The 23,420-nt window shown below is 60.9% G+C and carries 21 protein-coding genes; 14 read left to right on the plus strand and 7 right to left on the minus strand.

Annotation, left to right across the window (positions count from 1 at the left end; translation table 11 throughout):
* Positions 1-184 precede the first annotated feature (184 nt).
* Together hemB and ppk1 are read left to right on the plus strand one after the other, a co-directional pair.
* Positions 185-1,198 (plus strand): porphobilinogen synthase, encoded by a 1,014-nt coding sequence (hemB, locus tag B0E42_RS20950; protein WP_053190061.1) that lies wholly within the window; start codon positions 185-187, stop codon positions 1,196-1,198.
* Positions 1,199-1,215: 17 nt separating this feature from the next.
* Positions 1,216-3,432, plus strand: a complete 2,217-nt coding sequence (gene ppk1 / locus B0E42_RS20955) for a polyphosphate kinase 1 (RefSeq protein ID WP_014340795.1) — start codon at positions 1,216-1,218, stop codon at positions 3,430-3,432.
* 231 nt (positions 3,433-3,663) lie between these two features.
* On the opposite strand, the gene ppx is transcribed toward ppk1, so the two are convergent.
* Positions 3,664-5,166, minus strand: coding sequence for an exopolyphosphatase (gene ppx / locus B0E42_RS20960; RefSeq protein ID WP_018610680.1), 1,503 nt, complete (start codon positions 5,164-5,166; stop codon positions 3,664-3,666).
* 378 nt (positions 5,167-5,544) lie between these two features.
* Here ppx and B0E42_RS20965 point away from each other — a divergent pair, with 378 nt between their 5' ends.
* From B0E42_RS20965 to B0E42_RS20980, 4 genes are all read left to right on the plus strand, one after another.
* Positions 5,545-6,201 (plus strand): DUF1120 domain-containing protein, encoded by a 657-nt coding sequence (locus tag B0E42_RS20965; RefSeq protein WP_077507220.1) that lies wholly within the window; start codon positions 5,545-5,547, stop codon positions 6,199-6,201.
* A 178-nt stretch (positions 6,202-6,379) separates the two neighbouring features.
* Positions 6,380-7,084 carry a fimbria/pilus chaperone family protein gene (locus B0E42_RS20970; protein ID WP_235862378.1) on the plus strand — a complete coding sequence of 235 codons (705 nt, stop codon included), beginning with the start codon at positions 6,380-6,382 and terminating at the stop codon, positions 7,082-7,084.
* Between the two features lie 137 nt (positions 7,085-7,221).
* Positions 7,222-9,720 carry a fimbria/pilus outer membrane usher protein gene (locus tag B0E42_RS20975; protein ID WP_077507222.1) on the plus strand — a complete coding sequence of 833 codons (2,499 nt, stop codon included), beginning with the start codon at positions 7,222-7,224 and terminating at the stop codon, positions 9,718-9,720.
* Positions 9,721-9,730: 10 nt separating this feature from the next.
* Positions 9,731-10,195, plus strand: coding sequence for a hypothetical protein (locus tag B0E42_RS20980; protein WP_235862376.1), 465 nt, complete (start codon positions 9,731-9,733; stop codon positions 10,193-10,195).
* Between the two features lie 3 nt (positions 10,196-10,198).
* Here the strand turns inward: B0E42_RS20980 and B0E42_RS20985 are convergent, their stop codons facing one another.
* From B0E42_RS20985 to B0E42_RS21000, 4 genes are read right to left on the minus strand one after another with little or no spacing between them, the layout of a single operon-like run.
* On the minus strand, positions 10,199-10,936 hold the full coding sequence (locus B0E42_RS20985) for an amino acid ABC transporter ATP-binding protein (protein ID WP_018610670.1): 738 nt from the start codon (positions 10,934-10,936) through the stop codon (positions 10,199-10,201).
* Positions 10,923-11,573 (minus strand): amino acid ABC transporter permease, encoded by a 651-nt coding sequence (locus B0E42_RS20990; protein ID WP_077507224.1) that lies wholly within the window; start codon positions 11,571-11,573, stop codon positions 10,923-10,925. The genes B0E42_RS20985 and B0E42_RS20990 overlap by 14 nt, the downstream gene beginning before the upstream one ends.
* Positions 11,570-12,250, minus strand: a complete 681-nt coding sequence (locus tag B0E42_RS20995; protein WP_014340792.1) for an amino acid ABC transporter permease — start codon at positions 12,248-12,250, stop codon at positions 11,570-11,572. Before B0E42_RS20995 ends, B0E42_RS20990 begins: the two co-directional genes overlap by 4 nt.
* 21 nt (positions 12,251-12,271) lie before the next feature.
* A complete protein-coding gene (locus tag B0E42_RS21000) occupies positions 12,272-13,057 on the minus strand; it encodes a transporter substrate-binding domain-containing protein (RefSeq protein ID WP_018610665.1) in 786 nt (261 codons plus the stop codon).
* Positions 13,058-13,311: 254 nt separating this feature from the next.
* On the opposite strand from B0E42_RS21000, the gene B0E42_RS21005 reads away from it, so the two are divergent.
* From B0E42_RS21005 to B0E42_RS21030, 6 genes are all read left to right on the plus strand, one after another.
* Positions 13,312-14,019, plus strand: a complete 708-nt coding sequence (locus B0E42_RS21005) for a FadR/GntR family transcriptional regulator (RefSeq protein ID WP_077507225.1) — start codon at positions 13,312-13,314, stop codon at positions 14,017-14,019.
* Positions 14,020-14,140: 121 nt separating this feature from the next.
* Positions 14,141-14,470, plus strand: coding sequence for a thioredoxin TrxA (gene trxA, locus B0E42_RS21010; RefSeq protein ID WP_077507247.1), 330 nt, complete (start codon positions 14,141-14,143; stop codon positions 14,468-14,470).
* A gap of 241 nt (positions 14,471-14,711) precedes the next feature.
* Positions 14,712-15,971 (plus strand): transcription termination factor Rho, encoded by a 1,260-nt coding sequence (gene rho, locus B0E42_RS21015; RefSeq protein ID WP_003177350.1) that lies wholly within the window; start codon positions 14,712-14,714, stop codon positions 15,969-15,971.
* A gap of 124 nt (positions 15,972-16,095) precedes the next feature.
* Positions 16,096-17,562, plus strand: coding sequence for a 4-hydroxy-3-polyprenylbenzoate decarboxylase (gene ubiD, locus B0E42_RS21020; RefSeq protein ID WP_014340789.1), 1,467 nt, complete (start codon positions 16,096-16,098; stop codon positions 17,560-17,562).
* Positions 17,562-18,530, plus strand: coding sequence for a CDP-6-deoxy-delta-3,4-glucoseen reductase (locus B0E42_RS21025; protein WP_018610657.1), 969 nt, complete (start codon positions 17,562-17,564; stop codon positions 18,528-18,530). Before ubiD ends, B0E42_RS21025 begins: the two co-directional genes overlap by 1 nt.
* A 322-nt stretch (positions 18,531-18,852) precedes the next feature.
* Positions 18,853-19,521 carry a gamma-glutamylcyclotransferase gene (locus B0E42_RS21030; protein WP_018610654.1) on the plus strand — a complete coding sequence of 223 codons (669 nt, stop codon included), beginning with the start codon at positions 18,853-18,855 and terminating at the stop codon, positions 19,519-19,521.
* Here the strand turns inward: B0E42_RS21030 and glpT are convergent.
* A complete protein-coding gene (glpT, locus tag B0E42_RS21035) occupies positions 19,497-20,846 on the minus strand; it encodes a glycerol-3-phosphate transporter (protein WP_018610652.1) in 1,350 nt (449 codons plus the stop codon). The two genes, B0E42_RS21030 and glpT, sit on opposite strands and share 25 nt — an antisense overlap.
* 340 nt (positions 20,847-21,186) lie before the next feature.
* Between glpT and B0E42_RS21040 the strand changes: the two genes are divergently transcribed.
* Entirely contained in the window at positions 21,187-21,774 is a 588-nt protein-coding gene (locus B0E42_RS21040) for an energy transducer TonB (RefSeq protein WP_235862421.1), read from the plus strand.
* Positions 21,775-21,824: 50 nt separating this feature from the next.
* Here B0E42_RS21040 and B0E42_RS21045 read toward each other — a convergent pair whose 3' ends face one another.
* Entirely contained in the window at positions 21,825-22,802 is a 978-nt protein-coding gene (locus tag B0E42_RS21045) for an NADPH:quinone oxidoreductase family protein (RefSeq protein ID WP_077507227.1), read from the minus strand.
* 151 nt (positions 22,803-22,953) lie between these two features.
* Here B0E42_RS21045 and B0E42_RS21050 point away from each other — a divergent pair, with 151 nt between their 5' ends.
* Positions 22,954-23,370: a flagellar basal body-associated protein FliL gene (locus B0E42_RS21050; protein ID WP_018610646.1), complete on the plus strand. Its 417-nt coding sequence runs from the start codon at positions 22,954-22,956 to the stop codon at positions 23,368-23,370.
* The last annotated feature ends 50 nt before the right edge of the window (positions 23,371-23,420 follow it).

Raw genomic sequence — 23,420 nt, forward strand, 5'->3', positions numbered from 1 at the left:
AACGCGCAGCCTAACCCTTCAGGCACATTCAGGAAAGTATCGAAATGTGTCTCGACGTGAACAATTCCTACAATGACAATAACTGCGACGACAGGACGCAGGTGCACATAACTGTAATGTCTTCGTCATAATGGGCGCTTATAACTGTCACGCTCGCCCGTCAGCACGGGCTCAGGAGTCTGCCGTGAGCTTTACCCCCGCCAATCGTCTGTTCCCTGCTACCCGCCTGCGTCGCAACCGCCGTGATGAGTTCTCGCGTCGGCTGGTGCGTGAAAACGTGCTGACCACCAATGACCTGATCCTGCCGGTATTCGTGCTGGACGGTGAGAACCGTCGCGAAGCGGTGGCGTCGATGCCCGGGGTGGAACGCCTGACCATCGACCTGCTGCTCGAAGAAGCCGCCCAGTGGGTCGAGCTGGGCATTCCGGCGCTGGCGCTGTTCCCGGTCACACCGCCGACACTCAAGTCCCTGGACGCCGCCGAAGCCTGGAACCCGGAAGGCATCGCCCAACGCGCGACCCGTGCCCTGCGCGCGCGCTTCCCGGAGCTGGGGGTGATCACCGACGTGGCGCTGGACCCGTTCACCACCCACGGGCAGGACGGTATCCTCGATGAAGAAGGCTACGTGCAGAACGACATTACCGTCGATGCACTGGTCAGGCAGGCCTTGTCCCACGCCGAGGCCGGAGCCCAGGTGGTGGCGCCGTCGGACATGATGGACGGGCGCATCCAGGCGATCCGCGAAGCCCTCGAGGTGGCCGGTCACGTCAACGTGCGGATCATGGCCTATTCGGCCAAGTACGCCAGCGCCTATTACGGCCCGTTCCGCGACGCGGTCGGCTCGGCCCTGAACCTGGGCAAGGCCAACAAGGCCTCTTATCAGATGGACCCGGCCAACAGTCAGGAAGCCTTGCACGAAGTGGCGGCTGACTTGTCAGAAGGGGCAGACATGGTCATGGTCAAGCCTGGCATGCCTTACCTCGACATTCTTTGCCGGGTCAAAGACGAATTCAAAGTGCCGACCTTTGTTTATCAGGTCAGCGGCGAGTACGCGATGCACATGGCCGCGATCCAGAACGGCTGGTTGGGCGAAGGGGTGATCCTGGAGTCCTTGACCGCTTTCAAACGCGCAGGTGCTGATGGCATCCTGACTTACTTTGCTGTGCGCGCCGCCCAATTGTTACGAGAGCAGAAATAGCCTCCCAGGAACTTGCGATGAATACCGAAGGACTCTCCGAAGTTGCCGTAAAAGACGCTCAACCCGTGGTCGAGCAGGTTGCCGAGACACCGCCAGCGTTGGAGCCTGCTGCCCCGGCTGTCGTCGAGCCCGCACCGGCCCCGGCGATTGTGATTCCCAACCTGGATGACAGCAGCCTGTACATCCATCGCGAGCTGTCGCAACTGCAGTTCAACATCCGCGTGCTGGAGCAGGCGCTGGACGAGTCCTATCCGCTGCTGGAACGGCTGAAATTCCTGCTGATCTTTTCCAGCAACCTGGATGAGTTTTTCGAGATCCGCGTCGCCGGCCTGAAGAAGCAGATCACCTTCGCCCGTGAACAGGCCGGCGCCGATGGCCTGCAACCGCACCAGGCCTTGGCGCGCATCAGCGAACTGGTCCACGGTCATGTGGACCGGCAGTACGCGATCCTCAACGACATCCTGTTGCCGGAGCTGGAAAAGCACCAGGTGCGCTTCATCCGTCGCCGCAACTGGAACACCAAGATCAAGACCTGGGTGCGCCGCTATTTCCGCGACGAGATCGCGCCGATCATCACCCCGATCGGCCTCGATCCGACGCACCCGTTCCCGCTGCTGGTCAACAAGAGCCTGAACTTCATCGTCGAGTTGGAAGGCATCGACGCCTTCGGTCGCGATTCCGGCCTGGCGATCATCCCGGCGCCACGGCTGTTGCCGCGCATCATCCGTGTGCCGGAAGACGTCGGCGGCCCCGGCGACAATTATGTGTTCCTGTCGTCGATGATCCACGCCCACGCCGATGACCTGTTCCAGGGCATGAAGGTGAAGGGTTGCTACCAGTTCCGCCTGACGCGTAACGCTGACCTGTCGGTGGACACCGAGGACGTCGAAGACCTGGCCCGCGCCCTGCGCGGCGAGCTGTTCTCCCGTCGCTACGGTGATGCGGTGCGCCTGGAGGTGGCCGATACCTGCCCCAAACACCTGTCCGACTACCTGCTCAAGCAGTTCAACCTGCATGAGACCGAGCTGTATCAGGTCAACGGCCCGGTCAACCTGACCCGACTGTTCAGCATCACCGGGCTGGACAGCCACCCGGAACTGCAATACCTGCCGTTCACGCCGCAGATCCCGAAACTGCTGCAAAACAGCGAGAACATTTTCAGCGTGATCAGCAAGCAGGACATCCTGCTGCTGCACCCGTTCGAGTCGTTCACGCCGGTGGTCGACCTGCTGCGCCAGGCCGCCAAGGACCCCCACGTCCTGGCGGTGCGCCAGACCCTGTACCGCAGCGGCGCCAACTCGGAAATCGTCGATGCCCTGGTGGACGCGGCGCGAAATGGCAAGGAAGTCACGGCCGTGATCGAATTGCGCGCCCGCTTCGACGAGGAATCCAACCTGCAACTGGCCAGCCGCCTGCAAGCGGCCGGTGCGGTGGTGATCTATGGCGTGGTCGGCTTCAAGACCCACGCCAAGATGATGCTCATCCTGCGCCGTGAAGCCGGTGAGATCGTGCGTTACGCCCACTTGGGCACCGGCAACTACCACGCTGCCAACGCCCGCCTGTACACCGACTACAGCCTGCTGACCTCCGACGATGCCTTGTGCGAAGACGTCGGCAAGCTGTTCAGCCAGTTGATCGGCATGGGCAAGACCCTGCGCATGAAGAAGCTGCTGCATGCGCCGTTCACCCTGAAAAAGGGCATGCTCGACATGATCGCCCGGGAGACGCAGTTCGCCCTGGACGGCAAGCCGGCCCACATCATTGCCAAGTTCAACTCGCTGACCGACCCGAAGATCATTCGTGCGTTGTACAAGGCCAGCCAGTCGGGCGTGCGCATCGACCTGGTGGTGCGGGGCATGTGCTGCCTGCGGCCGGGCATTCCGGGGGTGTCCCACAACATCCATGTCCGCTCGATCATCGGGCGCTTCCTGGAACATACGCGGGTGTTCTACTTCCTCAACGGCGGTGAGGAGCAGATGTTCCTGTCCAGCGCCGACTGGATGGAGCGCAACCTCGACAAGCGGGTCGAGACCTGCTTCCCGGTGGAAGGCAAGAAGCTGATCCTGCGGGTCAAGAAGGAGCTGGAAAGCTACCTCACCGACAACACCCACAGCTGGAGCCTGCAGTCGGATGGCCGTTACATCCGCAACACGCCGACCGGCAACCAGAACCCGCGCAGCGCCCAGGCGACGTTGCTCGAGCGCTTGAGCAGCCCGGTGTTGGCGGTTCGTTAAAAACTCGGTGGGTGGCGGCAGGCTCAGCTTTTGTGGCGAGGGGATTTATCCCCGCTGGGCTGCGCTGTAGGAGCTGCCGAAGGCTGCGATCTTTTGATCTTTCGCTTGGGACTCAAGTGTCTGGGGAAAGATCGCAGCCTCGTTGCACTCGACAGCTCCTACACAGCCAGCGGGGATAAATCCCCTCGCCACAGGGATTGCAGCTGGGCCACAAGGGACTTCAGCAAGCAATCAGTGAATGTTCAGTACAATCCCGACCCGAGTCAGCCAGTCGGCTTCCTGGGCGAAGTCGGCCTGGGTCAGTTGATTCTCTTCCAGCCATTTTTCGGGAAACAGCACATCCAACTGATCGCCATTGGCGTGCAGGACCACCTGGGGCATTTCCTGGGTGCCACGGATGTGGTGGAACAGGATCGCGAAGCGCAGCAGCACGCACAGGCGAATCAGCTTGATGCCGTCATCGCCGAACTCGGCAAATTTATCCTTGGGAATGTTGCGCCGATGGCCGCGTACCAACAGCGCGAGCATTTGCTGGTCTTCTCGGGAAAACCCCGCCAGGTCCGAATGCTCGATCAGGTAGGCGCCGTGCTTGTGGTAGTGATAGTGGGCGATGTCCAGGCCCACTTCATGGACCTTGGCGGCCCAGCCCAGCAACTCGCGCCACACCCCGTCGTTCAAGTCCCAGTCATCGGCGACCTGGTCGAAGGCGTGCAGCGCCTTGCGTTCGACCCGTACGGCTTGTTCCAGGTCGACGTGATAACGCTCCATGAGCGAGCCCAGGGTGCGCTCGCGCACGTCTTCGTGATGATGACGTCCCAGCAGGTCGTAGAGCACGCCTTCGCGCAGGGCGCCTTCACAGTGGTCCATGCGTTGCAGTTCGAGGGCGTCGAAAATCGCCTCGAGGATCGCCAGGCCCGCGGGGAAAATCGCTCGGCGGTCGGGCTTGATGCCTTCGAAATCGATCTTGTCCGCTTCACCGAGCTTGAACACCCGGCGCTTGAGCCAGGCCAAGCCCTCGGCGTTGACCTCGCCGGTGCCGTAACCACCGGCCTTGAGGGCCAGGCCGATGGCCCGGATGGTTCCTGAGGAGCCGATGGCTTCGTCCCAGGTCAGGCGGTGCAGGGCGTGTTCGATGCTCATGATTTCCAGGCGCGCCGCCGTGTAGGCCTGGGCGTAGCGGGCCGGGGTGATCTTGCCGTCGCGGAAATAACGCTGGGTGTAGCTGACGCAGCCCATCTGCAGGCTTTCGCGCAGCAGCGGTTCGAAGCGCTGGCCGATGATGAATTCGGTACTGCCGCCACCGATGTCCGCCACCAGGCGCTTGCCCGGCGTGTCGGCCAAGGTGTGGGAGACGCCCAGATAGATCAGGCGCGCTTCTTCACGGCCGGAAATGACTTCCACCGGATGCCCGAGGATTTCTTCAGCGCGGCGGATGAATTCGCCACGGTTGCGCGCCTCGCGCAGGGCGTTGGTGCCCACGATCCGCACCGCGCCCAGGGGCATACCGTTGATCAGTTGGGCAAACCGCTTGAGGCAATCGAGCCCGCGCTGGATGGATTCTTCGCTCAGCTTGCGCTCTTCGTCGATGCCGGCGGCCAGTTGGACCTTCTCGCCGAGCCGCTCAAGAATGCGGATTTCCCCGTTCTGGGCCTTGGCGACGACCATGTGGAAGCTGTTGGAGCCCAGGTCTATGGCAGCGATCAGGGACAGATTCTTGGCTTGGGATGGCGGCATGGTCAAAAAGTCTCGGTCGATAACCACGTCATCCTGCCACGATCGACCGTCGCCGCCAACGGATGCGAGTGAGGTTCGGTCGCCGACAGGTTTTTGGCTGAAGGTAGAAAAGATATAACTTAGTGGGAGGCCTCTGTAAGAAATCAACTTTTACATCTGGGCGTATGGCACTTTCCTACAAGGATAGTTGATATTTCCGGCTTATTTTTAAGAGGACTTAACCGAGACTTCCGTTCGGCAATTTCGCCGTGCTGTTAGTTGTTGTGACTGCTTCAGGTTCAGGAAGAAAAATTGTCTGCTGAGTTAGGCTGTTGGGATAAGGAATTCCCGGGCGTTGCATGAACGGCATCTCATTGATGTTAGTTGAGGAATCAAGAAATGAAAAAAATACTTGGGTTGACAGCCGTCAGTGTTCTCGCCTTGGCCTGCGCCAATGTTCAAGCTGCTGATTTGCAGGTGACGGGCAGTATCGTTCCTGGCAGTTGCTCGCTGAATATTCCTACGTTGGCTGTGGATTATGGACGACTTACCGTCACTGACTTGAGTCCTGTCGATTACACCGCACTGCAAAAGTTGACCACGACGTTCAGCATCGCCTGTGATGGACCAACGCTTGTTGGCTTGACTGCTGCCGACAATCGGGCCGCCAGCAGAAAGCATGAAGCTATGGTTGCGATTGATCCTGGCCTTGCCGACCCGCGTAATAGTTTTGGACTGGGTACAAACACCGAGGGTGGAAAGATTGGAGCCTACAGCCTGCATGTCCGCAATTATTCTGTGGACGGGGGCACCGACTTCAAGACAATCTTGAGTCGCCCGACGGGCGCTTGGCAGGATGCGGCCGACTTTTTTCGAAGCACGCCCAACTATGTCCTCTCGTGGTCTCCTACCGGGGGCGCCAACAGCCCCCATCTTCTGACAACCGTTACCGGTGAGTTGGAAGTCCAGGCCGCCATCAACAACACGACTGAGCTTGCTCTTCTGGAGCAGGTGGACATAGATGGCAGTCTAACGATGGAGGTGACCTACATCTAACACCGATGCCAGCTCCTGTCCCGGGGCTGGCTCTTTTACTGGGCATGATTGGCTCTGTACCGCTGGTTGAAGCTGACGACTAACAATCGTCGATGCATCAAGCAGCGGTCGTTTTTGAGTTTTATTCTTCTAGTTATATATGTCGCTCCATGAACTTTGATTCGTGGCGGGAGAGTGCGTGTTGAATTTTTTATCGAGATTGAAATTTTCTTGGTGTGCATCACTGTGCCTGGTGTGCGGGTCGGCAATGGCCGCCGGCATGCAGCCGGAAACCACCGTGGTCATCTTTTATGAAGAACATGGCGAAGCCACCATCAACCTCCGGAATACCGATGCCGGCCCGACCCTGCTTCATTCAAAAGTTGAACACATACCCGAAGACTCCGAACTGTCGGTGATCGTGACGCCGCCGATCACGCGCGTCGATGCGGGCGAAACGCAGTTGATCCGTTTGATCGGGGCATTCAAGGAGCCGCTCAAGACCCAGCGACTCAAGCGGGTCACCTTCGAAGGTATCCCGCAGAAGAAATCCACCGGCGGTGCCACGGTGGGCATCAATATCCGGCATAACCTGCCGCTTATCATTCATCCCAAGGGCTTGGCCCGGCATCAGGCGCCTTGGGAGCTTCTGAAATGGAAAACCGATGGGGAGAGCCTGGCGGTTGAGAACGACAGCCCCTATGTGGTGCGCTTGTCTGAGCGGGTACAGCTGAACCCACTGGAAACCCCGGTTTCCCTGCCTCGCACTTACATCTTGCCGGGCGAAACCCTGACGGCCCCATTCAAGGAACCTACGTCAGCCGTGACTTCGGTCACGATCCAGCCTGCAACAGTGTACGGGTTTGCGATTGGCAACTTCGATGCACCGGTCACACGTCAATGATGACGGTCATGCAGGCCGAGCCCTGTCTGGTCGTGCGCAACGGCGGTCGTCGATTCGTTTGCGGGCGGGGTGCTGGAGGACTTTGGTCGCGCAAGCTGATTTTATCCGCGGCGATCTGGTGTGGAACCGGCGGATATGTGCTCGCGCAGGGACTGGGCAAGGCCGGCGAGACACTGGCGCAATTCGACACCTCGATCCTCTCGTCCCGGGGGATCGACCCGGGTGTTTCGGACTATTTTCGTCACGCGCCGCGTTTTCATGAGGGTACGCGGGTGGTGAGTCTGCGGGTCAACGGCAATCAGCTCGGGTTGACCGAGGCGCGATTCGATCGTGAGGGCGAGTTGTGCTTCACCCAGGTTCTCTTGGATAAGGCCGGTTTGCGCGTGCCTGCCGCCACCGTCGACCAGGGAGAATGGAGCGAACCGGCATGCCATGATTTTCTGGCTCAATACCCCAATACCGTCGTGAGCCTGCGCCCCAATCGCGAGGAGGTCGCTTTGGTGGTGCCGAGCGAGGCGTTTCGCGAGCTGGGGTTGGACGAAGGGATGTTTTCCCGAGGCGGCCTGGCAGGCCTGCTCAACTACGATGTGCTGGGCCTGGAAAGCCAATCGCGTTCAGGCGGTGCAAGCCGTTATCTATCCGTTGCCACGGAAGCCGGCGTCAACCTGGGGGACTGGATCGTGCGCAGCCGGCAGCTTAATACCTCGATCAACGGGGTGCAGCGCAGCGAGCATTTGTACGCCTACGCCCAGCGCGACCTGTTGCCCTGGCAATCCACTTTCCAGCTCGGACAGCTCTCCAGCAACAGCCCGGTGTTTGGTGGTGTCCAGTTCTCCGGCCTGCAATTTTTCCCCGACGGCGTAAAGCGCAACGCCGGCGCGAGTGGCGCCGTGGTGGAAGGGCTGGCGCTGAGCCAGTCCCGCGTGGAGGTCCGTCAGTCCGGTGCGTTGATCTATACAACGCTGGTTCCGGAAGGTCCCTTCACGCTCAGCAATTTGCCGCTGCTCAACGGCACCAGCGATCTTGAAGTGAGCGTGATCGAGGAGAACGGCGCGGAGCAGCGTTTTGTCGTGCCGGCGGCGTCTTTCCGGGGCGCGGCGCCCGCTCAGTCGGGCTATTACGTCTCCCTCGGCCAGGTACGTGCGTCAGAAGGCAGTGAGGGCGACCAGCCGCTGCTGGCAATGGGGAGCGCAAGCTGGGGGCTCGGGCGCAGTTCGGCCCTGAGTACTGGCCTGGTGGGCGCGCAAACTTATCAGGCGGCGGGCCTTGGGCTCGATACCCGCCCCATGGAAAACCTGACGCTTGGCGCGCGCGGCAATGTCTCGCGCGACAAGGCCAGCGGTGAGTCCGGCGCGCGCAGCAGCCTTTCGCTGGGCACTTCTCTGGCCGACAACCTGGACCTGACACTCAGCGCCACCCGGCAAACCCCAGGCTACCGCGAGGTCTCGCAGATCCACTACGTCGACAGGCATACCGACCGGGATGATTTTCTTGCGTCGCGCTTCAAGGACCAATACACGGCTGGACTCAGCTGGTTCGATCCGGCGCTGGGCGGTTTCTCGGTCGGTTACTCGCGATCATCGCAATTCGATGATCAGGCCTACGCGCGTTTACATGGCTCCTGGAGCAAATCGTTCAAGCACGCGAGTGTGAGTGCCTACATCGACTCGGCGGTCGGTGCGTCAGGCTCGTATGACGAAGGCGTGTCAGTTCGCCTGCAGGTCAGCGTACCGCTGGGCAAGGACCGGCGTGCCCGTTCCTCCATCAGACACCAGGGAAGTCGCTCCACCATGACGGCGGCCTACAGTGAGCGTGTCAACGAATACCTCAACTATGAGGTCGGCGCCGAACAGGGGCTGAACCATCCGCAATCCCTGACGCGAGGCACTGTCAACGCTACGCCGCGCTATACCCAGGTCGGATTGACGGCCAGTCAGGATCGTTTCAGCACCAATTACAGCGGATATCTAAAAGGTGGCGTCGTGGCCCACGGACAAGGGATGACGTTTTCCCCTTACAGGGTCCAGGAAACGTTTGGTGTCGTTTCCCTGGCAGGTGTTCCTGGGGCCAGGATAAGCACACCGCAAGGCCCGGTGTGGACGGACGCCAAGGGCCGCGCGGTCATCGCCAGTTTGCCCGCCTACAACAACAGCCGGCTCGAAGTGGACACCCGGTCGCTGCCCAAGCGCGTGGATATCCAGAACGGCACCAAGGTCCTGAGCGCCGGGCGCGGCTCATTCAATGCCGTCGACTTTTCGGTGGTCAACGTCCGCAGGCTGTTGCTGCATGCTCGCGACGAAGGCGGCCAGGCGCTTCCTCACGGTGTCTCGGTACTGGCCGACAATGACGACTTCCTCACCAGCGTGGCGGGCGACGGCATGATTTTCATTGGCGATATCGGCGGGCAGCAGGCCCTGAAAGTAGCGCTGTCCGATTCCAGGACCTGCCAACTTCAATTCGAACTGACGGAAGACAATGATGAAGATCTCCCTTATGAAAGCGCTTCGGCGGTATGCCGTGACCTTCAGTCAAATGAGGCACTGGCGACTGCCGAGGAGCCTGAGTTGCCTGAGTTGCCTGAGTTGCCTGAGTTGCTCGATGGCGATACTGATGCTGGCGAGCCCAGCGAAAGCTGAGCAATGCAATGTGTCGCTGAGTCAGGATCGGGTCGATTATGGCCGCCTGCACCGGGGCGGACTGCAGGTCGAGCAGCCGGGCAAGGCTGAGCTGGCGCTGGGTAAGCGAACCTTGAACCTGAGCGTGGTCTGTCCCCAGCCCACCGCGATGGCTTTGCGTTTCGACGGCCCCGGCGCCGGCCCCGAGGCCTTCAGCCTGGGATTGCAAGGCAACTTCACGTTGAGCCTCAGGCAGCCCCGGCTGGACGGGCAGGCTGTCGAATTGTTCCAGGGGCGCGCGCGTTCCCTGGAACAGGCCAGTCGCTTGTTGCCCGGCCAGACATTGGTTGCCCGACAGGGCGGTGCGCCTATCCAGGGGCGGATGTTTTCCGCGCAAGTCGAGATTGAAACCTACTTGCCCGTAACGGCGACGCGGGTTCGCGAGGAAACGTTGATCGAGGGTCGTGGACGCTTCGAATTGGTATCCGCCCACTGACCGTCACGCCGCCGGCTCCACGGTGCCGATGAAGTTCGCCAGTTCGGCTGTCTGCGGATTGGCGAACAACACCTTGGGATCGCCCACCTCATGCACCTTGCCCTGGTGCATGAACACCAGTTTGTCGCCGACTTCCCGGGCAAAACGCATTTCATGGGTGACCATGATCAGCGTCATGCCTTCCTTGGCCAGTTGCCGCACCACGCTGAGCACTTCGTTGACCAGCTCCGGGTCCAGGGCCGAGGTGATTTCGTCGCACAGCAGCACTTTCGGCGACATCGCCAGCGCCCGGGCAATCGCCACCCGTTGTTGCTGACCACCGGACAAGCGGTCCGGGAACGCATCGAATTTCTCGCCAAGCCCGACCCGTTCCAGCATCTGCCGCGCCAGCACGGCCGCCTTGGCCTTGGGCACTTTTTGCACAACCTGCGGCGCGAGCATGACGTTTTCGCCAACCGTCAGGTGCGGGAACAGGTTGAATTGCTGGAACACCATCCCGACTTTCTGCCGCAGGCTGCGCAGATCGGCGCGGGCCGCATCGAGGTATTCGCCGTCGACTTCGATCACCCCATCGTTGATCGATTCCAGGCCATTGAGGGTGCGCAGCAAGGTGGATTTGCCCGAGCCGCTGCGGCCGATGATCGCCACCACCTGGCCTTCCTCGACACTCAGGTCGATGCCTTTGAGCACGTGATGATCGCCGTAGTATTTATGCAGGGCAGTAATTCTAAGCAGAGGCATGCAGTCTCCTTTCCAGGTAGCGCGCACTGAGGGACAAGGGGTAGCAGAGCAGGAAATAGCCGAGGGCGACCAGGCCATAGACCATGAACGGCTCGAACGTGGCGTTGGCGAGCATGCCGCCGGTCTTGGTCAGTTCGGTAAAGCCAATGATCGAGGTCACGGCCGTGCCCTTGACCACTTGCACCGAAAAGCCCACGGTCGGCGCCACGGCGATGCGCAGGGCCTGGGGCAGGATCACGTAGCGCAACTGCTCCAGCGGGTTGAGGGCCAGGCTCGCCGAGGCTTCCCACTGGCCGTGGGAAATCGAGTCGACACAACCGCGCCAGATCTCCGCCAGGTAGGCGCTGGTAAACAGCGTCAAGGCAATCGCCGCCGCCATCCAGGGGGAAATCTCCACCCCGGCCAGGGCCACGCCGAAGAACACCAGGAACAGCTGCATCAACAGCGGTGTGCCTTGGAACAGTTCAATGTAGGTACGGGCGATGTTGCGGGGCAGGGCGCTTTTGGAGATGCGCAGCACCATCACCAGCAAGCCGATCACGCCGCCACCGATAAACGCCACCAGCGACAGCGCCAGGGTCCATTGCAGGCCGGTGAGCAGGTTGCGCACCACGTCCCAGAAAGTGAAATCGCTCATCGGCCGCTCCCGTTGCCGCTCTTGTACAGGCAACGGCGGCCCACCCAGTTGAGGAACTGGCGGATCAACAGCGCCATGCACAAGTAGATGAGCGTGGTCAGCGCATAGGTTTCGAACGCGCGGAAGTTGCGCGACTGAATGAAGTTGGCGGCAAAGCTCAACTCTTCAGTGGCGATCTGCGAACAGACCGCCGAGCCGAGCATCACGATGATGATCTGGCTGCTCAACGCCGGCCAGACCTTGCCCAGCGCCGGCAGCAGCACCACATGACGGAAGGCCTCGAAGCGGCTCATCGCCAGGGCCGCGGCGGCTTCCAGTTGCCCCCGTGGGATCGCCTGGATGCCGGCACGGATGATCTCGGTGGAGTAGGCGCCAAGGTTGATCACCATCGCCAATACTGCGGCCTGCCATTCGGAAATCTGCAGGCCCAGGGACGGCAAGCCGAAGAAGATGAAAAACAGCTGCACCAGGAACGGCGTGTTGCGGATCAACTCCACGTACACGCCGAAGATCGCCGCGAACGGGCGAATGTTCCACGCCCGCACCACGGCCCCGACGATGCCCAGGCTGACCCCGAGCAACGTGCCGATGGCCGTCAGTTCCAGGGTGAACAGCGCACCGCGCAACAGCAGCTCGGTGTTTTGCACCACCGGTAGAAAATCGAACTGATAAGCCATGCTCAGCCTCTCAAGCGACGGTCAGAGATCGGCCGGCAGCGGCTGCTTGAGCCAGGTCTGGGAGTTTTTCTCCAGGCTGCCATCGGTCTTGGCGGTGGCGAGGATCTGGTTGACCTTGTCCAACAGCGCCGGCTCGTTCTTGTTCACGCCCACGTACACCGGCGAGTCCTTGAGTTTCACCTTCAGCGCCGGAACACGCTTGGGGTTGCGTTCGCTGATGGCGACCATCACCACGTTGCCGCTGGCGATCAGGTCGACCTGGCCAGCCAGGTAGGCGGCGATGGTCGAGTTGTTGTCTTCGAAGCGCTTGATGGTGGTGCCTTCGGGGGCGACCTTGGTCAGCTCGATGTCTTCGATGGCACCACGGGTGACGCTGATGGTCTTGCCCTTGAGGTCGTCCAGGGTGTTGATCGCGGCGTCAGGCGGGCCGAACACGGCCAGGTAGAACGGCGCGTAGGCACTGGAGAAGTCGATGACCTTTTCCCGCTCCGGGTTCTTGCCCAGGCTGGAAATCACCAGGTCGACCTTGCCGGTGGTCAGGAAGGGGATGCGGTTGGTGCTGTTGACCGGCGTCAGTTCAAGCTTGACCTTGAGCTGGTCGGCCAGCAGTTTTGCGGTGTCGATGTCCAGGCCGCGGGGTTTCATGTCCGGGCCTACCGAACCGAATGGCGGGAAGTCCTGGGGCACGGCGACCTTGAGGGTGCCACGCTTGACCACGTCTTCCAGGCCATCGGCGTGGGCGGGTAGCTGACAGAGCATCAGGCTGGCAAACAGGGCTGTGAGCAGGGCGCTGCAACGCTGAATCATGGCGAATCTCCGCAATCGGTGATGTGATTTCTGCGTTCGGACAGAGCACAGGCCATGCCAAGGCGGCTTTTAATCGGCCAAAGCCACGGTTTTGCTGGTGGGGAGCGGTCTTACTGGTCTGAACAGTTGCGCCGCGTTTCGCACCGTTATCGGGCGTCGGCATTTGTCGTCGAACCCTGCTGGGGCACGACTTGCCGGGGGCGACGAATAGCTTTACAACTAGCCGCTCACTGGCCCGGTTCGTCTGAAAAATCATGAATTCCATCGCTCGCGCCGTTCCTGAAGTGGCCCTGCAAGCCATCCGCAAACTGATCGTCGATGAAGGCTTCGGCCCGGGCGATGCACTGCCGTCACAACGGCACCTGGCGCTGCAATTGGGGGTGAGTCGGGCGTCGCTGCGCGAAGCGCTGTCCTCCCTCAGTGCCTTGGGCATGATCAGCGTGCAACCGGGCAAGGGGGTGTTCGTGCAGGCACCGGTAGAGGCTCCACGCAGCGAATCGGCGCCGGGCTGGCCGTTCGCGGCCCAGGCCTCGCCGGTGGATATCTTCCAATTGCGCTACGCCCTGGAGGGCTTCGCGGCGGGGTTGGCGGCTGTGACGCTGAGCGCCGATGAGCTCGATACGCTGCAAGACAACGTCGAGGCCATGCGCCGGGAATTGAAGGTCGGGGATTTCGATGCCGCCGCGCGGCTGGATTTCGAATTCCATCGGCGCATCCTGCTGGCCAGTGGTAACCAGGCGATGCTGAGCATCCTCACCGCCAGCGCCGACATCTTCCTGGAAAGCCAGAAACTACCGTTCATCAGGGCGGAGCGGGCGATGGAGACGTGGCAGGAACATCGCAAAATCCTTCGCGCCTTGGCTCGCCGCGCTTCGGGGGCTGCGCAAAAAGCCATGCAGGAACATGTACGTAACGCTGCGCTGCGCACCGGGATTTCCTTTGTCGCCCCCGCAGCTTCGTGACGTCGGCCATACCCAAAGCCATCGACCGCCATAGCGAGACTCAATCAACTGCGGCTTCCTGAACCCGGGAAGGGCCGCTATGATGGGCCACGTTTTTTTGCTGACAACCCCGGAGATTTCCATGAGCAGCGATCTGATCAAACACGTTAGCGACGCTAGCTTCGAGGCTGACGTAATCAATGCCGAAGGCGCGGTACTGGTCGACTATTGGGCTGAGTGGTGCGGTCCCTGCAAAATGATCGCCCCGGTGCTGGACGAGATTGCCGAGTCCTACAAGGGCAGGCTGACCGTTGCCAAGCTGAACATCGACGAGAACCAGGAGACTCCGGCCAAGCACGGCGTGCGTGGTATCCCGACCCTGATGCTGTTCAAGAACGGCAACGTCGAAGCCACCAAGGTCGGTGCGCTGTCGAAGTCGCAACTGGCTGCTTTCCTCGACGCTAACATCTAAGCGCCGAATGCCACTGGAAAAGCCCCGCAAATCGCGGGGCTTTTTCGTTATTCGGGGCTAGACGCTTGCAAACCCAGGTGGTACATTCGGCCCCGCACTGGTTTCTCCAGTGCCCCCTGCAAGCCGTCGCCGACGCTCTCCTTTCGAATAAGTACGCGATCCTGTCGCCTTCTCTGCGGCGCGGCCTCATTAAGCCAAAAGCTTAATTTCCCCCCTCCATAAATGATTACGTCATTCCTATATGAATCTGACTGAACTCAAGCAAAAGCCGATTACCGAACTGCTCGAATTGGCCGAACAGATGGGCATAGAAAATATGGCCCGTTCGCGCAAGCAGGACGTGATTTTCTCCCTGCTCAAGAAGCACGCGAAAAGCGGCGAGGAAATCTCCGGTGATGGCGTGCTGGAGATTCTCCAGGACGGCTTCGGCTTCCTTCGCTCCGCAGACGCTTCCTATCTCGCCGGCCCAGACGATATCTACGTCTCGCCGAGCCAGATCCGTCGCTTCAACTTGCGCACCGGTGACACCATCGTTGGCAAGATTCGCCCTCCGAAGGAAGGCGAGCGTTACTTCGCGCTGCTCAAGGTCGACACGATCAACTTCGATCGTCCGGAAAACGCGAAGAACAAGATTCTCTTCGAGAACCTGACGCCGCTGTTCCCGACCGTGCGCATGAAGATGGAAGCCGGCAACGGTTCCACCGAAGACCTCACCGGTCGTGTCATCGACCTGTGCGCACCCATCGGCAAAGGCCAGCGTGGCCTGATCGTGGCACCGCCGAAAGCGGGCAAGACGATCATGCTGCAGAACATCGCGGCCAACATCGCCCGTAACAACCCTGAAGTTCACCTGATCGTGTTGCTGATCGACGAGCGTCCGGAAGAAGTGACCGAAATGCAGCGCACCGTGCGCGGCGAAGTGGTCGCCTCGACGTTCGACGAGCCGCCGACCCGCCACGTGCAGGTTGCCGAAATGGTGATCGAGAAGGCCAAGCGCCTGGTCGAGCACAAGAAGGACGTGGTGATCCTGCTGGACTCCATCACCCGTCTGGCCCGTGCCTACAACACCGTGATCCCGAGCTCCGGCAAGGTGCTGACCGGTGGTGTCGATGCCCACGCGCTGGAAAAACCGAAGCGTTTCTTCGGTGCCGCACGGAACATCGAGGAAGGCGGTTCGCTGACCATCATCGCCACCGCGCTGGTTGAAACCGGTTCGAAGATGGACGAAGTGATCTACGAGGAATTCAAGGGCACCGGCAACATGGAGCTGCCTCTGGATCGTCGTATCGCCGAGAAGCGTGTCTTCCCGGCCATCAACATCAACCGCTCCGGCACGCGCCGCGAAGAGTTGCTGACCGCCGACGACGAGTTGCAGCGCATGTGGATCCTGCGCAAGTTGCTGCATCCGATGGATGAAGTCGCTGCCATCGAGTTCCTGGTCGACAAGCTGAAGGCGACCAAGACCAACGATGAGTTCTTCCTGTCGATGAAACGCAAGTAAATCGCCAAGACAGGCCAGCAAGAGCCGGGGAAACCCGGCTTTTTGCTATCTGTGCATTCACTATTCTGGACGGGCGGCGTTAAACTCGGGCCCCCGAACGCCACGGCCACCATGAGGCTTTTGCATGCAGTATCGCGACTTGCGCGACTTTATCAGCGGGCTGGAACAGCGCGGCGAACTCAAGCGCATCCAGGTGCCGGTGTCCCCCGTCCTGGAAATGACCGAGGTCTGCGACCGCACCCTGCGCGCAAAAGGCCCGGCGCTGTTGTTCGAAAACCCGACGGGTTATGACATTCCGGTGCTGGGCAACCTGTTCGGCACGCCGGAACGCGTGGCCCTGGGCATGGGCGCCGAAGCGGTCAGCGAACTGCGCGAAATCGGCAAGCTGCTGGCGTTCCTCAAGGAACCCGAGCCGCCGAAAGGCCTGAAGGATGCTTGGTCCAAGCTGCCGATTTTCCGCAAGATCATTGCCATGGCGCCGAAAGTCGTCAAGGACGCGATCTGCCAGGAAGTGGTGATCGAAGGCGACGATGTCGACCTGGCCATGCTCCCGGTGCAGACCTGCTGGCCGGGCGACGTGGGGCCGCTGATCACCTGGGGCCTGACCGTCACCAAGGGCCCGAACAAGGATCGCCAGAACCTGGGCATCTATCGTCAGCAAGTGATTGGCCGCAACAAGGTCATCATGCGCTGGCTGAGCCATCGCGGCGGTGCCCTGGACTACCGTGAGTGGTGTGAAAAACACCCCGGCCAGCCATTCCCAGTGTCGGTGGCCCTGGGCGCGGACCCGGCGACCATCCTCGGCGCCGTCACGCCCGTGCCCGACAGCCTTTCCGAATATGCATTCGCCGGTCTGTTGCGGGGCAACCGCACCGAGCTGGTGAAATGCCGCGGTAACGACCTGCAAGTGCCGGCCACCGCCGAGATCATCCTTGAAGGGGTGATCCATCCTGGCGAAATGGCCGATGAAGGTCCGTATGGCGATCACACCGGCTACTACAACGAAGTCGACAGCTTCCCGGTGTTCACCGTCGAGCGCATCACCCATCGGATCAAGCCGATTTACCACAGCACCTATACCGGCCGTCCGCCCGATGAGCCGGCCATTCTCGGCGTGGCGCTGAACGAAGTGTTCGTGCCTATCCTGCAAAAGCAGTTTCCGGAAATCACCGATTTCTATTTGCCGCCGGAAGGCTGTTCGTATCGCATGGCCGTGGTGACCATGAAGAAGTCGTATCCGGGGCATGCCAAGCGGGTGATGCTCGGTGTCTGGTCGTTTTTGCGACAGTTCATGTACACCAAGTTCGTTATCGTCACCGACGACGATATCAACGCACGGGACTGGAACGATGTGATCTGGGCCATCACCACACGCATGGACCCCAAGCGCGACACGGTGATGATCGAGAATACACCGATCGATTACCTCGACTTCGCCTCGCCAGTGTCTGGCCTGGGGTCGAAGATGGGGCTCGATGCCACGCATAAATGGCCCGGTGAAACCACCCGTGAGTGGGGCCGGGTTATCGTCAAGGATGAAGCCGTTACCCAACGGATCGATGCCATCTGGAATCAGTTAGGAATAGATTGATGCGTGTAACCTTGCAGCCTTCCGGGGCGGTGCTGGAGATCCGGCCCGCCGAGCGGATTCTCGATGGCGCGCGGCGCCTGGGCTACGAATGCCCGCAAAGCTGCCGCAACGGCAACTGCCACGTCTGTGGCGCGTTGTTGGTGGAGGGCCGTGTGGAACAGGCGGGCGAGGTGCGCGATCACGGTGAGATCTTCACCTGCATCGCCGAGCCGCTGGAGGACTGCGTGGTGTTATGGGATGGCGTGCTGTCGCCGGGTGAGCTGCCGGTACGCAACCTGGCGTGCCAGGTGGTCGAGTGCGCCGACGTGGGGGGCGATGTCTGGCGAGTGCGCCTGCGTGCGCCGGCCGGCAAGCCGCCACGCTATCACGCCGGGCAGTACCTGATGATCGAACGGGAGAACGGCGAAAAATCGGCCTTCTCCCTGGCCTCGGCGCCGCATTCCGGACGTGAGCTGCAGTTGCATGTTTTGGTGCGCGAAAGCAGTGCACAGGCGCTGCTGGAACAACTGCGACGCAACCCCAGCGTGCGTATCGAAATGCCTTTTGGCGACACGCATTTGTCCGAACTGCCCGATGGCCCGTTGGTACTGATCGCCGCCGGAACCGGCATGGCGCAGATGCACAGCCTGATCGAGCATTGCCGGGCGGCGGGGTTCAAGCACCCGGTGCACCTGTATTGGGGCGTGCGGCGGCCGGAAGATTTCTATGAAATCGAGCATTGGGATGAATGGAAAAAGCTGCCGAACCTGTTCCTGCACAAAGTCGTCAGCGATTTGTGCAGCTGGGAAGGGCGCTGCGGCATGCTCCACGAAGCCGTGTGCGAGGACATCAGCGATCTTTCCGGCGTGCACGTCTACGCCAGCGGCTCGCCGGCCATGATCTACGCCACGCTCGATGCGCTGGTGGAAGCCGGCATGGACGCCCATCAAATGCGCGCCGACGTGTTTGCGTATGCGCCGCGGGCTTGAGCCACTCTTGAAATTTGCTTGAGGTCTGCTTTTTTGTCGCAAGGGGTTGTGCTTTGTGGGAGCAAAGCTTGCTCGCGAAACAGGCACCTCGATCTTTGAAAGACCGCATCGCTTTCATCGCGGGCAAGCCTTGCTCCCACGGGGTTATAGGCCTGACGATATATCGATTCGATATTTAGCGCGCGCACTGGATGTCGTTAAGGTATATGCCAACATCATAGGCAGGAGTGGCATCCAACTTGCCTTGATCTCTATGTGCGCCAGCATCATGACGGCGCGCGACCTAACTCTTTGACCCGCGAGGAGCCAACCGCTACCGGCCATGACCGCTATCGAATCCGCCATTGCCTGTGCCTTGTACCCGCCAAGGCTCGACCTGGGTCCGCAACTGACCCGTGAGCAATTGCTCGCCTCGATGCAATTGACCATGAGCCTTCACCAGGGCGGTCCGGTCTGGCTGTTTGCGTACGGTTCATTGATCTGGCGGCCCGAATGCACGGCGGTGGAGCGGATGCGCGGCCGGGTCCATGGTTATCATCGCGGTTTGTACCTGTGGTCCCACGAACACCGCGGTACACCGGAGTTGCCGGGGCTGGTGTTCGGGCTGGATCGCGGCGGTTCGTGCAGCGGTTTCGCCTACCGGTTGCCGGAGGAGAATCTCGAGGACTCGCTGTTTGCCCTGTGGCAGCGCGAGATGCCGGTCCCGTCCTATCGCCCACACTGGCTCAGTTGCCGTCTCGAGGATGGCAGCCGGGTGCAAGCCTTGGGGTTTGTCCTGGAGCGACACCTGCCCAGCTATGCCGGCAACCTGCCGGACCATGTGCTGAGCCAGGTGTTCGAAAGCGCCTGTGGGCGTTACGGCACCACTCGCGATTACGTCGAGCAGACCATCCACGCCCTGCGCAGCCACGCCATGCCAGACCGGAATCTGGAGGCGCGGCTCAAGCGCTGCAAATCAGCGCTGGATCAGGCGATCGCTTCGCGGCTCTGACTGGCGATCTGCTTGTGCCACAGGGTTGGCGCAAGGAAGGCCATCGCCAGCAGGCAGGCACCGATCAACAGCACAAAACCACCGTCCCAACCAAAATGGTCCACGGTGTAGCCCATGGCGGCACTGGCCGCGACCGAACCACCCAGGTAACCGAACAAACCGGTGAAGCCTGCGGCGGTACCCGCGGCCTTCTTCGGCGCCAGTTCCAGTGCCTGCAAACCGATCAGCATCACCGGGCCGTAGATCAGGAAGCCGATGGAAACCAGGGCGATCATGTCGACGGTCGGGTTGCCGGCCGGGTTCAGCCAGTACACCAGCGTCGCCACGGTCACCAGGGCCATGAACACCATGCCGGTCAGGCCACGGTTGCCGCGGAAGATCTTGTCCGACATCCAGCCACACAGCAGCGTGCCGGGAATGCCCGCCCACTCGTAGAAGAAATAGGCCCAGGAACTCTTGTCCACCGTGAAGCCCTTGGCTTCCTTGAGGTAGGTCGGCGCCCAGTCCAGCACGCCGTAGCGCAGCAGGTAGACAAACACGTTGGCCATGGCGATGTACCAGAGCATTTTGTTGCGCAGCACGTATTTGACGAAGATTTCCTTGGCGCTGAATTCGTTCTCGTGACTGTCGTCGTAGCCTTCCGGGTAGTCGTTCTTGTATTTCTCGATCGGCGGCAGGCCCACCGATTGTGGGGTGTCGCGCATGGTCACGAAGGCAAACACCGCAACGACGAGTGCGACAGCAGCGGGCACATAGAATGCCGCGTGCCAATCATTGAACCAGCCCATCCCCAATAGGAACAACGGGCCGATCAGGCCGCCGCCGACGTTGTGCGCCACGTTCCACACCGACACCACGCCGCCGCGTTCTTTCTGCGACCACCAATGCACCATGGTCCGTCCGCTGGGCGGCCAGCCCATGCCTTGGGCCCAGCCGTTGATGAACAGCAGGATGAACATCATGGTCACGCTGGACGTTGCCCAAGGCGCGAAACCGAACACGAACATCACCCCCGCCGAGACCAGCAAGCCGAAGGGCAGGAAGTAACGTGGGTTGGAACGGTCGGACACCAGGCCCATCAGGAACTTCGACAGCCCATAGGCGATGGCGATGGCCGACATGGCCAGGCCCAACTGACCACGGGTGTAACCCTCGTCGATCAGGTATGGCATGGCCAGGGAGAAGTTCTTGCGCAGCAGGTAATAGCCGGCGTAGCCAATGAAGATCCCGGCGAAGATCTGCCAACGAAGGCGTCGGTAGGTGCTGTCTATTTTTTCTTCAGGCAGGGTTGCCTGGTGTACAGCAGGTCGAAAGAAAGCAAACATTCAAGTGCTCCTGGTTCTTGTTATGGCGGCGGATGCGAATGTTACAGTTTCGTTACCGAAAATAGCATTGGTTCTTATCGCTTAAAAAGCGAAATTTTTCTGATTGAATGTTCTTAAACGAACATGTCGCTCAGGCATCGGCGAACGCCGTTGTAGGAAATGTCGCCACAGGCTTTTTTCATGCGGCGCATCGGTGGCTGCGGGGCAGGACAGTGGGAAACGTCCTTCACCCAAATGGGAAGTCTCGCTATTCAGCCCCAAGGCCGCGGCCTCTACTCTTTATATCTTTGCCAGGTCTGGCATTCAGGTGAGGGGTAAGGGCATGAGGTGGTGTGTGGTGATGCTGTTGCTGTGCTTGTCCGGTACGAGCGGGGCAGCGGATGTGTTGTTGGTGCCCGAACATAATCCCAAGCCGGATTACCCGACGACTCTGGTCGGGAAGGGCATCGCGGGTGTGGCCCGGGTCGGCTTCACGGTGCATGCCGATGGTCGTGTCGATGAGATCGCGATCCTGCACAGCGATCATCCGGATTTCGCCGAGGCCGCACGGGAGGCCGTGAGCCAATGGCGCTTCAAGCCATGGACGGTGGATCACGAACACCCAGCGCAGACGCACGTTATAGTGCCCTTCGAGTTCCGCCTGGATGGCTTACCACTGGATGCCAATAAATGGATCAAGACTTGGAAGTGCTCGGACATCAACGCACACGCCAAGGGCCAGCTATGGGTGCAGGACTTGCTCCCGTTCCACTACACACGCCTCTATTTATCCAATGTATTTCTCGTCAAACAGCTACCGGAAACCGAGCGCCTGGCCTTGATCGCCCGGTTCAACAGGCTCCTGCCCTCGATCGTGCAGCGTTGCGGGAGTTTTCCGGCGGCACGGTATGTGCGGATGCTGCCGGAGGAGATTCGTGAGTTGCTTTAGTGCGGGTCAATAGCGGTCCGGCGGTGGGAGGCCTGACCGCTTTGACGCATTCAGCGCACCTGCACAACCACCTTCCCCACCGCCTTGCGCTGCCCCAGGTCATTGATCGCCTGGGCGGCGTTGCTCAGCGGATAGACTTGGGACACCAGCGGCTTGAGCTTGCCCTCGGCGAACCAGCCGAACAGTTGCTGGAAATTGGCGGCATTGTCCTGGGGCTGGCGCTGGGCGAAGGAGCCCCAGAACACGCCCACCACGGCGGCGCCCTTGAGCAGGGCCAGGTTCACCGGCAGTTCGGGGATGCGTCCGCTGGCAAAGCCCACCACCAGCAACCGGCCGTTCCAGGCGATGGCGCGGATGGCCTGGTCGAACAGGTCGCCACCAACCGGGTCGTAGATCACATCGGCACCCTGGCCGTCGGTGAGGCGCTTGATTTCATCCTTCAGGCTGGTTTCGGTGTAGTTGATCAATTCGTCGGCACCAGCGGCCTTCGCCACGGCGAGTTTCTCCGCGCTGCTGGCAGCGGCGATCACCCGGGCGCCCATGGCTTTGCCGATCTCCACTGCCGCCAGACCGACACCACCGGATGCGCCGAGCACCAGCAGGGTTTCGCCGGGTTGCAGGTTCGCCCGTTGCTTGAGGGCATGCATCGAGGTGCCGTACGTCATGCTGAAGGCGGCGGCGGTGTTGAAGTCCATGGACGCGGGGATCGGCAACACGTTGTAGCCAGGTACCGCCACCTGCTCGGCAAAGCTACCCCAGCCGGTCAACGCCATCACCCGGTCGCCGACTTTCAAGTGGCTGACTTTCTCGCCCACCGCGTTGACCACGCCAGCGGCTTCGCCGCCAGGGGAGAACGGGAAGGGTGGCTTGAATTGGTATTTGCCCTCGATGATCAGCGTGTCAGGGAAATTCACCCCGGCGGCATGCACGTCCAGCAGCACTTCGTTCTTCTTGGCGACGGGGCTGGCGACGTCTTCCAGCACCAGCGATTCGGCGGGGCCGAATTCTTTGCACAGCACGGCTTTCATCAGGGCTATTCCTTTGGGAGTGATGGCCGATAAGTGTAGGTGTGAGAGACAACGGGTCAACGAGCATGCCCCGCCCTGATAGCCGGCCATAAGCTTGTGCTTGAACGGCGGGTCGGTATGCTGGGCCGCAAACCGGATGAGGAAATCAATTGTGAAAGCGTGGATCATGTTGATGCTGGCCCTGTCGTTGCCTGTGGCAGCGATGGCCGAAGAGGGCAAGGAAGCGAAGGAAGGCGAGGCGCCGAAGGTCAGCTACATCACCCTCAGCCCACCCTTTGTCGGCAACTATGGGCTCGACGGTACGGCGAAACTGAAGGTCTACAAGGCCGACGTGGCCCTGCGCGTGACCGGTGACGCCGCCGCTGCGGCGGTCAAGGCCAACGAGCCACTGATTCGCAACCAGTTGGTGGCGCTGTTCGCCCAGCAGACCACCGAGGCCATGAATAACCTGGAAGCCAAGGAAAAGCTGCGCCAGGAAGCGTTGAAGCAGACCCAGCAGGTGATGAACGACGAAACCGGCAAGCCGATGGTCGATGACCTGTTGTTCAACAACCTGATCATTCAGTAAACCGGCTCGATCGCAGCCTTTGGCAGTGCCCGGATCTCCTGGCGCTGCCC

It is taken from the genome of Pseudomonas sp. A25(2017) (assembly GCF_002001065.1).
GTDB lineage: Bacteria > Pseudomonadota > Gammaproteobacteria > Pseudomonadales > Pseudomonadaceae > Aquipseudomonas > Aquipseudomonas kilonensis.

Bases quoted from the DNA above. Each gene is read 5' to 3' on its own strand.
- ppk1 (WP_014340795.1), top strand. From the start codon at position 1,216: ATGAATACCGAAGGACTCTCCGAAGTTGCCGTAAAAGACGCTCAACCC.
- ppx (WP_018610680.1), bottom strand. From the start codon at position 5,166: ATGCCGCCATCCCAAGCCAAGAATCTGTCCCTGATCGCTGCCATAGAC.
- B0E42_RS20965 (WP_077507220.1), top strand. From the start codon at position 5,545: ATGAAAAAAATACTTGGGTTGACAGCCGTCAGTGTTCTCGCCTTGGCC.
- B0E42_RS20985 (WP_018610670.1), bottom strand. From the start codon at position 10,936: ATGCCTCTGCTTAGAATTACTGCCCTGCATAAATACTACGGCGATCAT.
- B0E42_RS20990 (WP_077507224.1), bottom strand. From the start codon at position 11,573: ATGAGCGATTTCACTTTCTGGGACGTGGTGCGCAACCTGCTCACCGGC.
- B0E42_RS20995 (WP_014340792.1), bottom strand. From the start codon at position 12,250: ATGGCTTATCAGTTCGATTTTCTACCGGTGGTGCAAAACACCGAGCTG.
- B0E42_RS21000 (WP_018610665.1), bottom strand. From the start codon at position 13,057: ATGATTCAGCGTTGCAGCGCCCTGCTCACAGCCCTGTTTGCCAGCCTG.
- B0E42_RS21005 (WP_077507225.1), top strand. From the start codon at position 13,312: ATGAATTCCATCGCTCGCGCCGTTCCTGAAGTGGCCCTGCAAGCCATC.
- trxA (WP_077507247.1), top strand. From the start codon at position 14,141: ATGAGCAGCGATCTGATCAAACACGTTAGCGACGCTAGCTTCGAGGCT.
- rho (WP_003177350.1), top strand. From the start codon at position 14,712: ATGAATCTGACTGAACTCAAGCAAAAGCCGATTACCGAACTGCTCGAA.
- ubiD (WP_014340789.1), top strand. From the start codon at position 16,096: ATGCAGTATCGCGACTTGCGCGACTTTATCAGCGGGCTGGAACAGCGC.
- B0E42_RS21025 (WP_018610657.1), top strand. From the start codon at position 17,562: ATGCGTGTAACCTTGCAGCCTTCCGGGGCGGTGCTGGAGATCCGGCCC.
- B0E42_RS21030 (WP_018610654.1), top strand. From the start codon at position 18,853: ATGACCGCTATCGAATCCGCCATTGCCTGTGCCTTGTACCCGCCAAGG.
- glpT (WP_018610652.1), bottom strand. From the start codon at position 20,846: ATGTTTGCTTTCTTTCGACCTGCTGTACACCAGGCAACCCTGCCTGAA.
- B0E42_RS21040 (WP_235862421.1), top strand. From the start codon at position 21,187: ATGCTGTTGCTGTGCTTGTCCGGTACGAGCGGGGCAGCGGATGTGTTG.
- B0E42_RS21045 (WP_077507227.1), bottom strand. From the start codon at position 22,802: ATGAAAGCCGTGCTGTGCAAAGAATTCGGCCCCGCCGAATCGCTGGTG.